This window comes from sulfur-oxidizing endosymbiont of Gigantopelta aegis, from assembly GCF_016097415.1.
In the GTDB taxonomy this organism is placed as follows: domain Bacteria; phylum Pseudomonadota; class Gammaproteobacteria; order GRL18; family GRL18; genus GRL18.
Map to the genome: position 1 here is coordinate 1,828,558 of NZ_JAEHGE010000001.1, position 12,544 is coordinate 1,841,101.

The 12,544-nt window shown below is 42.9% G+C and carries 14 protein-coding genes; 5 read left to right on the forward strand and 9 right to left on the reverse strand.

What is annotated here, in order from left to right; all coding sequences use genetic code 11:
• Positions 1–88 precede the first annotated feature (88 nt).
• The gene (gene pyrE / locus JEU79_RS09165) at positions 89–730 is read left to right on the forward strand and encodes an orotate phosphoribosyltransferase (protein WP_198263879.1); all 642 of its coding nucleotides are present in this window, start codon (positions 89–91) and stop codon (positions 728–730) included.
• 18 nt (positions 731–748) lie between these two features.
• Here the strand turns inward: pyrE and JEU79_RS09170 are convergent, their stop codons facing one another.
• Positions 749–1,954, reverse strand: coding sequence for an iron-containing alcohol dehydrogenase (locus JEU79_RS09170; RefSeq protein ID WP_198263880.1), 1,206 nt, complete (start codon positions 1,952–1,954; stop codon positions 749–751).
• Positions 1,955–2,313: 359 nt separating this feature from the next.
• Here JEU79_RS09170 and JEU79_RS09175 point away from each other — a divergent pair, with 359 nt between their 5' ends.
• Together JEU79_RS09175 and JEU79_RS09180 are read left to right on the forward strand one after the other, a co-directional pair.
• Positions 2,314–3,264, forward strand: a complete 951-nt coding sequence (locus tag JEU79_RS09175; RefSeq protein ID WP_198263881.1) for a complex I NDUFA9 subunit family protein — start codon at positions 2,314–2,316, stop codon at positions 3,262–3,264.
• Positions 3,265–3,275: 11 nt separating this feature from the next.
• A complete protein-coding gene (locus JEU79_RS09180; protein ID WP_198263882.1) occupies positions 3,276–4,493 on the forward strand; it encodes a multifunctional CCA addition/repair protein in 1,218 nt (405 codons plus the stop codon).
• 202 nt (positions 4,494–4,695) lie between these two features.
• On the opposite strand, the gene tnpC is transcribed toward JEU79_RS09180, so the two are convergent.
• The 6 genes from tnpC to JEU79_RS09205 form a co-directional block, all read right to left on the reverse strand.
• The gene (gene tnpC / locus JEU79_RS09185; RefSeq protein ID WP_246540134.1) at positions 4,696–6,189 is read right to left on the reverse strand and encodes an IS66 family transposase; all 1,494 of its coding nucleotides are present in this window, start codon (positions 6,187–6,189) and stop codon (positions 4,696–4,698) included.
• Positions 6,190–6,294: 105 nt separating this feature from the next.
• On the reverse strand, positions 6,295–6,660 hold the full coding sequence (tnpB, locus tag JEU79_RS09190; protein ID WP_198263025.1) for an IS66 family insertion sequence element accessory protein TnpB: 366 nt from the start codon (positions 6,658–6,660) through the stop codon (positions 6,295–6,297).
• Positions 6,657–6,986 carry an IS66 family insertion sequence element accessory protein TnpA gene (gene tnpA, locus JEU79_RS09195; protein WP_198263024.1) on the reverse strand — a complete coding sequence of 110 codons (330 nt, stop codon included), beginning with the start codon at positions 6,984–6,986 and terminating at the stop codon, positions 6,657–6,659. The genes tnpB and tnpA overlap by 4 nt, the downstream gene beginning before the upstream one ends.
• Positions 6,987–7,066: 80 nt before the next feature.
• Positions 7,067–7,318 (reverse strand): VanZ family protein, encoded by a 252-nt coding sequence (locus JEU79_RS25750; RefSeq protein WP_214660538.1) that lies wholly within the window; start codon positions 7,316–7,318, stop codon positions 7,067–7,069.
• A 14-nt stretch (positions 7,319–7,332) separates the two neighbouring features.
• Positions 7,333–8,148 carry an undecaprenyl-diphosphate phosphatase gene (locus tag JEU79_RS09200; protein ID WP_198263883.1) on the reverse strand — a complete coding sequence of 272 codons (816 nt, stop codon included), beginning with the start codon at positions 8,146–8,148 and terminating at the stop codon, positions 7,333–7,335.
• A gap of 54 nt (positions 8,149–8,202) precedes the next feature.
• Positions 8,203–9,429 carry a class I SAM-dependent methyltransferase gene (locus JEU79_RS09205; protein ID WP_198263884.1) on the reverse strand — a complete coding sequence of 409 codons (1,227 nt, stop codon included), beginning with the start codon at positions 9,427–9,429 and terminating at the stop codon, positions 8,203–8,205.
• A gap of 311 nt (positions 9,430–9,740) precedes the next feature.
• On the opposite strand from JEU79_RS09205, the gene JEU79_RS09210 reads away from it, so the two are divergent.
• Together JEU79_RS09210 and JEU79_RS09215 are read left to right on the forward strand one after the other, a co-directional pair.
• A complete protein-coding gene (locus JEU79_RS09210) occupies positions 9,741–10,508 on the forward strand; it encodes a pteridine reductase (protein WP_246540136.1) in 768 nt (255 codons plus the stop codon).
• A 70-nt stretch (positions 10,509–10,578) separates the two neighbouring features.
• Positions 10,579–10,959 (forward strand): RidA family protein, encoded by a 381-nt coding sequence (locus tag JEU79_RS09215; protein ID WP_198263885.1) that lies wholly within the window; start codon positions 10,579–10,581, stop codon positions 10,957–10,959.
• Between the two features lie 165 nt (positions 10,960–11,124).
• Here the strand turns inward: JEU79_RS09215 and amrA are convergent, their stop codons facing one another.
• Positions 11,125–11,676 carry an AmmeMemoRadiSam system protein A gene (gene amrA / locus JEU79_RS09220; RefSeq protein ID WP_198263886.1) on the reverse strand — a complete coding sequence of 184 codons (552 nt, stop codon included), beginning with the start codon at positions 11,674–11,676 and terminating at the stop codon, positions 11,125–11,127.
• Position 11,677: 1 nt separating this feature from the next.
• Positions 11,678–12,487 carry an AmmeMemoRadiSam system protein B gene (gene amrB / locus JEU79_RS09225; protein WP_198263887.1) on the reverse strand — a complete coding sequence of 270 codons (810 nt, stop codon included), beginning with the start codon at positions 12,485–12,487 and terminating at the stop codon, positions 11,678–11,680.
• Positions 12,488–12,544 lie beyond the last annotated feature (57 nt).

A 12,544-nucleotide genomic window follows, 5' to 3' on the forward strand; every position in this document is an offset into this window, starting at 1 on the left:
GTGTATGGATAATAGGCGCAATTATAACTTAATCTAGGGTATAATTCATTGCTTCCTCCTTTCTAATTTAGCTAATACAGGTCAAATAATGCAAGATTATCAACGCGCTTTTATTGAATTTGCCATTAACAAAGGGGTACTTCGCTTCGGTGAATTCACCCTGAAGTCAGGACGTATCAGCCCCTATTTTTTTAATAGCGGCCTATTCGACACGGGTGGTTCATTGGCAAAACTAGGGCGTTTTTATGCCAGTGCATTAATCGATAATGCCATCGAATTTGATATGTTATTTGGTCCAGCCTATAAAGGCATCCCCTTGGCTGCAACCTGTTCTATCGCATTGGCAGATGAACATAATCGTGATTTGCCCTATAGTTTTAATCGTAAAGAAGCCAAAGATCATGGTGAGGGTGGCACAATTGTCGGTGCTGCTATGCAAGGCAAGGTCATGATCATTGATGATGTTATTTCGGCTGGTACTTCAGTGCGTGAATCCATTGATTTGATTAATCAAGCAAATGCTATCCCCGCAGGTGTAGTGATCGCATTGGATCGTCAAGAATTAGGTAAGGGCAATGTTTCTGCAATTGCTGAAATTGAAAGTAATTATAAAATGCCCGTGACCAGTATTATCAAGCTAGAACACTTAATTGCCTTTTTGCAGGACAATACTGAAATGGCACAATATTACGATAAAGTTCAGGCTTATCGGGATCGTTATGGGGCTTAGGTTACAGTCATGAACATATTACAGCCCTGAATGCACTAATTGCTCTTTTTCGTCCTGTGTTAAGACAATGGGGTTAGTCTGCATACTACTGGGGCTGATATTATCAACCAGTTTAGTAATGTCGTCAGTCGTGATGCCATAGGCTGATAAGGGAGCTAAGGCCATTTGTTCACTCCAATCTTTCAATAGTGTGAGCAATGCTTCTCTTGCCTGGGTATCGTTTAGATTTTCATTGTTAGTCAATAAACGGCCTAGTTTTGTATAGCGTTGCAGACCAATATTATCGGGTTCGCGCGCGAGCATGGCCTGAATATTAATTTCGGTTGCAACAGCTAATACCGTGCCACAAGCAATGCCATGAGGGATGGGGAAAAAAGCACCGAGAGGAGAAGCCAGTCCATGCACACTGCCCAAACCAACCTGCGCCAAGGTAATGCCGGAGATCAATGCGGCATAGGCCATATTGGCTCGAGCCTGCTGAATAGCTTCACTTTCATCACCTTCATTAGCATGATACCAAAGCAATAAACTATCACGCACGGCTTCAATGCCACTTAAGGCTAAGGCATCAGTGAATGGGTTTGCCTTAGTCGATAAATAGGATTCCATTAGCTGTGTGAGTGCATCCATACCATTGGCGGCAATTAATGTTTTCGGACAACTGGTTAATAAATCAGGGTCGATAATGGCGAATTGGGGAATTAATTGTTCATTGCGAAATGATTTTTTATAGCCCCGCTCGCCAATATCACTTAAGACGGAATTTTTTGTGGCTTCACTCCCCGTACCGGCAGTGGTTGGTACGGCAATAAAAGGTAGGGCAGGTCCGGCATAGTGCTTGCCTGCACCAACACCTTCTAGATAATTCATGACAGAATCACCGCTGGGCAATAATCCGGCAATGGCCTTGCCACAATCCAAGGCACTACCACCACCAATGGCCACGACGGATTGAATGTTGTGGGTAAAAAACTGTTTGACACTCTTATCGATGAATTGTGGTGAAGGTTCGCCACTGAAATTAAGATGAAACCATTGAATTTTTTGCCTTTCCAAGTCAAAAATAAGTTGTTCCCATCGTGGGCTTTGATAGAATGAATGTATGCCAGTGATAAGCAATACCTTTTGTCCATAGAGTGCAATTTTTTCAGGTAATTGCTTAATCGCACCCGATGCAAATTCGATGCGAGGAAAATGGGATAAACTAAATGAGTGCTTAGGCATAATATTTCATTTCGTGTTGATTAAAAGAAGAATAAGTTGGGTGGCACTCTAACATGAACTAATGGTCGAATAAAACGGCCATATACCCCTGATATTTGGAAGTGCAGACTTCGTTATTTTGACTAAAAGCCTCAATCATGTAGTACTTATACGCCCAGAGTAAGTGCCCTTGGGGTACAATCAATCGGCTCTAAATCAAAATGCCTCGCTGCATTTCTAAGTATCACGGGTATAATTCACTAAGAATTTATTGCATAGAAATTATATTTATTTTTTATGCTACAATATAAGTAATTTCTAATGTATTTGGTGTGTTTTAAAAAAAACAGACAAACAAACGATCAAAAAGGGATAGAGCAGTGAAAATTTGTGTTATAGGCGGTACGGGCTTTGTTGGAACTCAGCTGATCACGACACTCGTGGCGCAGGGGCATTCGATCAAAGTGATCACTAGAAGGCCGGAACGCAATCGCCACTTAAAAACCTTGCCTAATGTTAAAGTTATGAGCATTGATTTTTTTGGCAACAAAGTTTTAGAGCGTCAAATAGACACCTATGATGTGGTGATTAATCTGGCCGGTATTCTTAACCCTTCAGGTAAAAACACTTTTGAACAAGTGCACGAAAATATTGCGCTGCGAGTGGCGCAAGCCACACAGGCAGTGGGCACACCTCGATTCTTGCACATGAGTGCCTTACATGCGGATGCCAATGGCCCTAGCGAATATTTACGCTCTAAAGGCCGAGCGGTGAATAAGATCTTAGCCATAGAAGGGCTGAATACGACTATTTTTTCACCCTCGGTTATTTTTGGCCACGGTGATAGCTTCTTTAATCGCTTTGCTCAATTGTTGAATATGATGCCGATTGTTTTCCCTTTGACCTGTGCCAGTGCACGTTTTGCCCCTGTTTATGTGGGCGATGTGGTTGATGCCTTCATTAATAGCATTGATAAGCCAGAAACTTATGGCAAAAATTATGCCTTGTGTGGACCGCAGACCTATTCTTTGCAAGAGTTGGTTCAGTACACTGCACAACAAATTAATAGCAAATGCCTGATTGTGCCTTTGAACCGTTTTATATCCAAACCATTAGCCTTTATGATGGGACTATTTCCCGGTGCACCCATTACGCTGGATAATTTTAATAGTATGAGTGTACATAGTACCTGTTCTAATGAGTCACAAAATGAATTTACCCAGATCTTAAATGTGCAATTGCATAGTATTGATAGTGTAGTGCCTGCTTATCTGGCGGGACGTGACTTTACGGGACAGATGGATGTTTTTAGAAGTCAGTCAAGGCGTTAGGCTAGAAATAAATGAAGATCTATAAAGTCGGAGGTGCAGTCAGAGATAAATTGCTGGATAGAAAAGTGGTTGATCATGACTATGTGGTGGTGGGTGCTACCGTGGAAGATATGCTTGCTCTGGATTATACCCCTGTGGGAAAAGACTTTCCTGTTTTTTTACATCCACAAACGCATGAAGAATATGCGCTGGCAAGAACCGAGCGTAAAGTCGCTAAGGGCTATCATGGCTTTGAATTTTATGTCGCTGCGGATGTGAGTTTAGAAGACGATTTAGTGCGTCGAGATTTAACCATCAATGCCATTGCTGAAGATGAAGCGGGCAATCTTTATGATCCGCATCATGGTATTGATGATTTAAATGCCAGAGTGTTAAGGCATGTATCGCCTTCTTTTGCCGAAGACCCCTTGCGCGTTTTAAGAGTGGCACGTTTTGCGGCACGTTATTTTTCTTATGGTTTTACTATTGCTGATGAAACTATGGCTATGATGCAATGTCTGGTTGAACATGATGAAGTAGATGCTCTAGTGGCAGAACGTGTTTGGCAAGAAGTAGAAAAAGCATTATCCGATGATAATCCCTGGATATTTTTTCAAGTGTTACGCCAATGTGGTGCTTTAGCGCGTTTGTTGCCTGAAATAGAACAATTGTTTGGTGTGCCGCAGTCCAAACAATGGCATCCTGAAATTGACACGGGTGTGCATACCATGATGGTGTTGGAGCAAGCTGCTCGTTTGAGTAATGAATCGGTCGTGCGTTTTGCGGCACTCTTGCATGATTTGGGCAAGGGCATAACACCCAAAGAAGAATGGCCTAGGCACATCGCCCATGAATCGCGTGGTGTGCCATTGGTTAGGGCTGTTTGTGAGCGTTTAAAAGTACCGAAAAATTATACGGCTTTGGCTTTGCTAGTGACCGAATTTCATTTGAATTATCATCGTATCGATGAGTTGAAAAATGCTACTATTGTGGATTTGTTGTCCCGGCTGGATGCCTTTCGACGCCCCCAACGCTTTGAGCATTTTTTATTAGCCTGTGAAGCGGATGCGAAGGGCAGAACGGGTTATGAAAATAGCTCGGATGAAAAAACTCAGCGCTTTCGTGCTTGTTTTCAGGCTGCTGATCAGGTTAATACCAAGGATATTGTTGCTCAGGGTTTTAAGGGACAGGATATTGCTGAGCAACTCAGGATAAAACGCATTGCGGCAGTTAAGGTGTGTCGGCATTAGATTTTAGTCAATGTTGCTACGTTGAATCAGATACTCTTTTGGGTACTCACTCGAGAGAGGTAAATTCTCTTGTCGATTTTTTCTAGTAATGAATCAAAAGAGCTACGGGCTAATAAAAAAGCGCTCGTTGCTCCGACTGAATTAGCGAGCCCATCCCAATAATCAAAACTACGATAGGCGGTTATTCCCTGAAAGTAAGCGCTTAACGAACAGCGTTCTTTACCTTTTCCAATTCTGATTTTTTAAAATTCCAGGGAAGCAATGCTTCCAGCTTTTCAACCGTATCCGCATAAGGTAATTGGGTTAATACATAGACCATATACGTATATGGCTCAATATCATTGGCCTTAGCGGTTTCAATAAAACTATAATGAACTGCACTGGCATGTGCACCCTTTGGCGTATCTGAAAATAACCAGGCCTTTCTACCCACGCAGAATGGACGGATAGCATTTTCTGCCAGCACATTACTGATATTCAACCGACCATCTTCACAATAAACAGTCAGCTTAGGCCATTGATTATTAATATAGGTGAGTGCTTTTCCTGTCAAGCTGTCGTTCGGCACTTTGCCCAGGGTGTTATCGACCCATGTTCTTATTTTCTCAAGAAGCGGCAGGCTCTGTTTCTGACGAACCTTAAATTTTTCATTAACACTGGCTTCTTTTATCTCACGCTCAATTAAATACAGCTTATTGATATGGGCCAGTGCCACATCGGCTTTTGTAGGCTTTTGATTGCTCTTTTTCTTTGGTTGTGCCGTCTGAGAATCTTTGAATTTACGGCGAGTGTGATCCCAGCAGCCGACCGATGTGGCATTATTTTGTGCACACACGGCATTGTAACCGGCATAGCCATCGGTTTGCAGATAGCCGCTAAAGCCATCAAGCAGGCGCAGTGGTACTTCCTTCTTACGAGAAGGATCGTATTCAAACAGCACACTGGGTTGTCCAGGTGGCCCGCCACGACTGACCCACATGTATTTGTTCGAATGAGCACTGAGTCCCGGCTCTTTTAATACTTTGAGCACCGTTTCATCCATTTGGATGATGTCACCCGACAGTTGATGTTCTCGCATGAGGTTGATGAGCGGCTGGAACTGATGAGCCAGTTTAATAGCCCAATTGGCCATGGTGGCTCGGGTTATATCGCCGCCATAGCGTGATAATATGCCTTCCATTCGATACAGAGGCAAACCATCGGCATATTTTTGAGAGATAATGATGTGTGCCATCAGGTGAATACTGCCCATTGATTTAGGTAATGGATGTTTTGGCATGACCGCAGCTTTCATTGAACGACTGTCTGTGTCATTGGTGCCTGCAAAGACGGCTTTTTCCTGGAAGTATTCCAGTATTTGGACTTTAGCTGGAATGATATCCAGCTCTTCTCTGACTTTAGTGTAAAAAACCTCAATGGCACCGGCTTTTTCTTCATCTGTCAGATCGATGAAGACAGGGACTCTTGGAATAGTCTTTGAGAAAGGCTTCCTGCCCTTTTTTTCTTTCTTCTTAGGCGAAGTGGTTTTAGGTTCAGGGAGCCCCTCATCGTCAGCCGCCTGCTCAGCTTCATCAAATAAGCGTTCCTGACCATCACTTTTTTCACTGCTGGGTGCAAAGCGTTTACTACGAGCCAGACGAAGGGCTTCTTCCAGTATTTTTATACGTTGGTTTTTCTGTTCAATGACACTCAACAATTCATTCTTGTCCGCGTGTGAAAAAGCGGAAAATATAGAGTCGTTTTTGTGGATTCAGCCTTGTTTTGCATGGCTTTATTATAACAAAAAATAGACTAAAAGTACTTAAAATACAGACTCATAATGCAATTTCTTATGCGGTTTCATGACACTGATATCATAGCCGTCTAATAGCCAGTTGATTTGTTGTCCGGTGATATTCATCAGGTCATCTTCACCCTTTGGCCATTTGAACTTTTCTTCTGAGAGACTTTTGTAATAGAGTACAAAACCGGTATTATCCCAGAAGAGGCATTTAATTTTATTACGCTGACGATTGGTAAAGGCATACAGATGGCCTGCAAAAGGATTATGACCTAATTCACATTCAACAATGGCACTGAGGCCAATAAAACTTTTACGAAAATCAACAGGCTTCAGATAGAGATACACCTGTGGCAGGCTGAGTGATGGACGTATGGCTGACTTCATTGGAACAGTCCTGCTAATTGTTTTACCAGCTGTACATTATCGGCAGTCACCCCTTCAATGCGTAGCTGATTGGGTAATTCTACAATTAATGCTGAGGTGCGGGCTGAATAGTGTTTCGGGGAGGATAGTTGAATAAAACCATTCCCCTTTGTCATCGCACTGGTTTGCGTTGTTGCACCCAGCAACTTACGCTTGTAATAGCCAAAACGTTTGATGGGTAGCCCATGTTCCTGACAATAGGATGCCTGGCTGATACTGTTTTCATTCCATTGATTAACGTGGTCTTGCCAAAATTGTTTTGAGTTGGCTTGGGTTTCTGGTTTCATTGATGTGCCTCATAATTAATCGATGGATTGATTATGAGGCAGGGGAGATATTTTTTGAATAACGCTAGATGGTTAAGCGCTTACCCCTGAAATACTTCAATCAGCATACCCAATGAGATTGCGCCTAATAAAATGATAAGCCGTTGGCTGTTTTTTTTGTATAGCTGAGCAAACCAGGCAACTAAAATAAAATACATTAAAAAATGGATAAATTTGTCTCGATTTTCAAAGGACAAGGTCTGAATTTCAGGTACTCTGACTAAGGATATGACTAGGATAAGTGTAATATAGGCAAATCCTAAGAAAAGCCATTGGCTTCTATAGTGCATCATAAGTTAAACATCCGCTAAGTAAACATCCAGAACAGGAAAATCCCTAAAAACATGCGGTAAATAATAAATGGCATCATACCGATGCTATCCAGCATTTTAATAAAATAATGGATGCACAAATAGGCGCTAATGGCGGATAAAAACGTACCAATAAAAATATCTGACCAGGGAATATGTGTGGCGGTTTGGCTGAGTTCGATGCTTTTAAACAGTCCGGCGGCAATGATTAACGGGATTGATAATAAAAATGAGAAGCGTGCTGATGCGGTTCTGCTCATGCCCATTAATAGGGCGGCGGTAATAGTAATGCCTGACCGAGAAGTGCCGGGGATTAGGGCAATCGCCTGAGCAAAGCCAATAAATAAAATAATTTTTAGATTGAGTTGATGTTCGGTTTTGGGCTTTATGTTAAGTGCCAATTGCTTTTGAGCTCGGCTGTCGGCATACCAGAGAAGCAAACCAAAAATGATGGTGGTACTGGCTATTAAGGTCGGGTTTCTTAAGTGTTCAGAGTAGTCGTTGATGAGCAAACCGGCAATAGCAGCCGGTATGGTACCGAGAATCACTCCCCAGGCTAAGACGCTATCGCCGACGGTGCGCTTGTATTGAATGGATTTGAGCCAGTCCATAAATAAGGGCTTAATATCATTGCGAAAATACCATAGCACCGCAGAGAGTGAGCCGATATGTGTGGCGACATCAAAGGCCAAGCCCTGATCTGCCCAGCCAAATATTTGTGGGACTAGAATTAAGTGCGCAGAGCTGGAAATAGGCAGAAATTCGCTGAGCCCTTGTACCAGTGCTAAAATGACAATTTGAATTAAATCCATTATTTTCCTGCATGATAAATTCTAAAAAAAGCTTAAAAACTTAAACCTTAAAGCTTAGAGACGATTTTTAAAATCTTGAAATTGAAATGCCGGTAATGATAGCGTTTTGTCAGTGGCAAGTAAAATGACTTTAAATAATTCCCCCATTTCTTCGGGGAGAGTCAGCATTTTTATCTGTCTAGCGGTTTCTGTAAAGGGGATAATATCATCAGGATTTAAATCCTGAGTGAGTTCAACTAAACCACCGGCCATTAAAAAATGTGCCTGTGTGGTGAAGCCTGTAATGTGCAAGCCTGCCTCATGAGCGGCCAGAGCGATACTGCTAAAATCAATATGGGCAGTAATATCCTGTAAGCCGGGCAGATAAAAAGGGTCATCATGCCGATGATGCTGATAATGGCACATCAGAGTGCCCATTGAACGCTGAGGGTGATAGTATTCACGGGCAGTATAGCCATAATCCACTAATAACATCGCCCCGGATTCGAGTATGTCAGCGATGCTTTTCACCCAGTCTATTGCTTGCAGGTTCACCTCGGTAATGTAATCGCTATGGGGTTTATCATTGAGATGGACTAAAGTGTGTTGTAGTTGCTGAATGTTTTCTGCGGCATGTTGTAGATGCGGATTTTGTGGTAAATCATCCAGCCAGATAAAGTTATCCTGTTGATCTAAAGCGACATGGCGCTCATAGATTTTGTCCTGTTCAAGCTTGATTAAGTGTATAGGCATGGCATCCAGTAATTCATTGGCGATGACAATGCCGCAAAAGGGTTTTTCCGGTAAGTGGTTTAACCACTCAAAGCGTTCATATAAATGTGGTAAGCGGGCTTTGATGGCCTGTTGCTGACGCTCACGCAAATCAGCACTGAGTTCTAAAATAAGATACTGCTCTGGTAACTGGGCTTGTTTTTCCAGTTCCAGCACGATATCAATCGCCATGATACCCGAGCCTGCGCCCACTTCGAGTATTGTTGTCTGTCCAGTGTGTTGCATAATATGCAGACATTGTATGGCCAGGCATTGAGAAAAAAGTGGTGAGATTTCCGGTGCGGTAATAAAATCACCTTGCTTGCCAAATTTTTTTAATCCCGCACTATAATAGCCCAGTCCCGGGGCATAAAGTGCCTGATTCATATAGTCAGCAAAGGTGATTTTTCCACCATTGGCTTGTATATTACGGATGATTAATTGTTTTAAACGATCACTATGCGCCTGTGTTTCAGCTGAAGGCTCAGGCAAGTGAGTACAATGTTGTGAGGTATTACTTGGCTTGGGCATATAGGCTCGCTAATTTTGTCCGGTATGGCTCTAAAAAATGCTAATTATCATGGTTTTGGGCTCTGCCATATTATGCTAGACTTGTTCGATAACATCCACTATACCCAAGTACTAGGGGGATATCATCATAAAAACAGGACAATAAAATAGGCTAACTTACTGTTTCCTTTGTAGGATGTGGTGAGGTACGAACCGCATCAATGGCTTTAAACAATCACCGTTGATGCGGTTCGTACCTCACCGCATCCTACATCGAAGCAGGTTGAGCTGTCTCACAAAAACGATTAACAAGCTTATACTGGATATTTTGAATGACAACAATTGATAACATGCTGAGCCATGATTTAAACGATAAAGTAGTGTTGATTACGGGTGGTGCACAGCGTGTTGGTGCAATGACGGCTCGTTTACTTCATGCCGCAGGCGCGAATATTTTATTGCACTATCGAAATTCCCGCAAGCCGGCCTTAGCATTACAAGCAGAGCTGAATGCATTGCGTCACAATTCAGTGATTTTGATTCAGGCCGATTTATTAGATACCGCCAAGCTGAAAAGCCTTGTTGATAAAGGTATTGAGCAATGGGGGCGCTTGGACATACTGATTAATAATGCTTCCAGTTTTTATCAAACCCCAATGGGGACGGTGACAGAAAGTGATTGGGATGACTTAATTGGCAGCAATATGAAAGCGCCATTTTTTTTATCACAGACTGCTGCACCCCATTTAGCCAAGCAACAGGGCTGTATTATTAATATCGTTGATATTCATGCCGAACGACCTATGGAAGGCCATAGTGTTTATAATATGGCCAAAGCGGGTCTGGCGATGTTGGTCAAGACACTCGCTTATGAGTTAGGTCCTAATATTCGCGTCAATGGTGTCGCACCGGGGGCAATTATGTGGCCTGCTCAGGAAATGGATGATATTACCAAGCAACGCATTGTGTCCAGAACCTATTTAAAACGCAAAGGTTCAGCCGAAGATATTGCCCGAACGGTATTGTTTCTCGCGGCGAATGCTGATTACATTACGGGTCAGATCATTGCTGTTGATGGCGGTCGCTCGCTTTATCTATAAACAATAGACTCTTGCTACTAAAAATATCTCATTACTAAAAACTCTTACTAATACAAATAAGGAATTCATTTTGACCAGAGAAATCATTGCAACTGACAAAGCACCACAGGCCATCGGCACTTATTCACAAGCAGTTAAAGTTGGTACGACGGTTTATCTTTCCGGGCAGATACCATTGATCCCTGAAACGATGGCAATGGTTGATGGGGATATGGAAGCACAGATCGTGCGGGTGTTTGATAACCTTACTGCAGTCGCTCAAGCGGCAGGTGGCGATTTGAATGATATTGCTAAATTGAATATATTCTTGACGGATTTAAGTCATTTTCCGTTAGTGAATGAAGTCATGGCGCGTTATTTCACCCAGCCTTATCCTGCCCGTGCCGCAATTGGCGTCGCTTCACTGCCCAAAGATGCCGGTGTGGAAATGGATGCGGTGATGGAATTATAGGGACTGACCCAATAAGCCCATTTATTTTTACACTTGTAGGATGTGGTGAGTGCAACGAACCGCATCAAAAACGTTTGTTTAAAGCCATTGATGCGGTTCGTTCCTCACCACATCCTACATTTGAAGTGTAAAGCAGGTTGAGCAGTCCCGAATTATAAACATTACTTAAAAACTTTCTACACTATAGCGACTAACTTGCAGACTATCACTCCAATAGTTTGTTGCTAAGCCTGCTTTGAGTTTCAGTTGCTGCCAGAAGGCTTCTTTTTGCGGTAATTGTTCCCAAACAGAGGGCAAGAAAGTACCTTGCTGATGCTTTTCTTTAAGGATCAGGCCATCAATTCCCGGTCTGATTTGTCTTAACAAGTCTTCCTCAGAGCTAAAACTCATGGGACTTGTTGGACTTAAAATTGACAAGTGGTAGTCAAGCAACTCAAACTCCTGTGCTTGTAAAGGAGCAAAACGAGGATCGGAGAACGCGGCAGCATAAGCATTGTGGGCAATGTCTTCGACTAAGGGGCGATGTGGGATTAAAGTGCCAATACAGCCGCGTAATTCCTGAGCAATGTGCAGCGTGACAAAGGTAGCGCGTTGCTCACGTAAGGACTCAGCATAATCGTCCAATTTGATTGCCAGAGCTTGTGAATGCTGCAAACCATTTAAAATGGATTGTTGAGCAATGCGATGTAATAGTTGTTGTTCGTCTGCTGTCATCATCTTATAAAAATGCCCAAGCGCCATAACCCACGACACGATCTTTGCTGCCTGCGGTATCCCCTGAATTGCGTAAGTCCAGCATTTCAACTCTAAGCTGGTGCTTTCTGGCACTCAATAGCATTCCGGCAATAGCCGAACGTCCGCAGGCTTGTTCATATTGAATGTCTTCTGGGGCAAGATTAGCGATAGCCTGACTGGTTGCTTGATCACATTGTTGGGCATCGTCATAATTAAGAAAATGACTAAGGTCGGAACTGATCAGGAATAAAATGCCCGGTGTTTGCCATAAGCTTTCTATCAGCTCACTCACTTGTTGATCGTCGGCCTGACCGATGACCAGTGGCACCAGTTTAAAATGGGGTAGAACTGTTTGTAAAAAGGGTAATTGTACTTCCAGACTATGTTCTTGCGCATGCGCCTCATCGGCACTATGAACAAATGCTAGCTTCTCTAGTGTGGCAATGATATCGCGTTGTAGAGGAATTTCCCCCAAGGGCGTTTGAAATGAATCCGAAGAGCTAGTGGCAACCCCCAATAAAGGTACTCGATGAGAAGGCCCTAATAAGACCACCGTAGAAATTTCCTGAGCATAGGGTATCAATTGTGAATAGGCACTGGCGGCAATTTCACCGGAATACAGATAGCCCGCATGAGGAACGATGAGCGCCCTAGGGCGCTGTTGGATATCAGGATGAAGCTCCGGGTGGGCATGGTCTAAGTAATTGTGGATAGAGTGTGCCAGCTCACTGCTCTTGGCGGGATAAAAACTGCCCGCAACGGCGGCTGGTCGGGTAGAAAGAAGTTGATTCATAATATTTAGCTCAGTTTTATTCTATACTGAGTAAGCATAGAACAGATTAAGAGGTTG

Coding starts and splice junctions, on each gene's coding strand:
- pyrE (WP_198263879.1), top strand. CDS start 89: ATGCAAGATTATCAACGCGCTTTTATTGAATTTGCCATTAACAAAGGG.
- JEU79_RS09170 (WP_198263880.1), bottom strand. CDS start 1,954: ATGCCTAAGCACTCATTTAGTTTATCCCATTTTCCTCGCATCGAATTT.
- JEU79_RS09180 (WP_198263882.1), top strand. CDS start 3,276: ATGAAGATCTATAAAGTCGGAGGTGCAGTCAGAGATAAATTGCTGGAT.
- tnpB (WP_198263025.1), bottom strand. CDS start 6,660: ATGAAGTCAGCCATACGTCCATCACTCAGCCTGCCACAGGTGTATCTC.
- tnpA (WP_198263024.1), bottom strand. CDS start 6,986: ATGAAACCAGAAACCCAAGCCAACTCAAAACAATTTTGGCAAGACCAC.
- JEU79_RS25750 (WP_214660538.1), bottom strand. CDS start 7,318: ATGATGCACTATAGAAGCCAATGGCTTTTCTTAGGATTTGCCTATATT.
- JEU79_RS09200 (WP_198263883.1), bottom strand. CDS start 8,148: ATGGATTTAATTCAAATTGTCATTTTAGCACTGGTACAAGGGCTCAGC.
- JEU79_RS09205 (WP_198263884.1), bottom strand. CDS start 9,429: ATGCCCAAGCCAAGTAATACCTCACAACATTGTACTCACTTGCCTGAG.
- JEU79_RS09210 (WP_246540136.1), top strand. CDS start 9,741: ATGACAACAATTGATAACATGCTGAGCCATGATTTAAACGATAAAGTA.
- amrA (WP_198263886.1), bottom strand. CDS start 11,676: ATGATGACAGCAGACGAACAACAACTATTACATCGCATTGCTCAACAA.
- amrB (WP_198263887.1), bottom strand. CDS start 12,487: ATGAATCAACTTCTTTCTACCCGACCAGCCGCCGTTGCGGGCAGTTTT.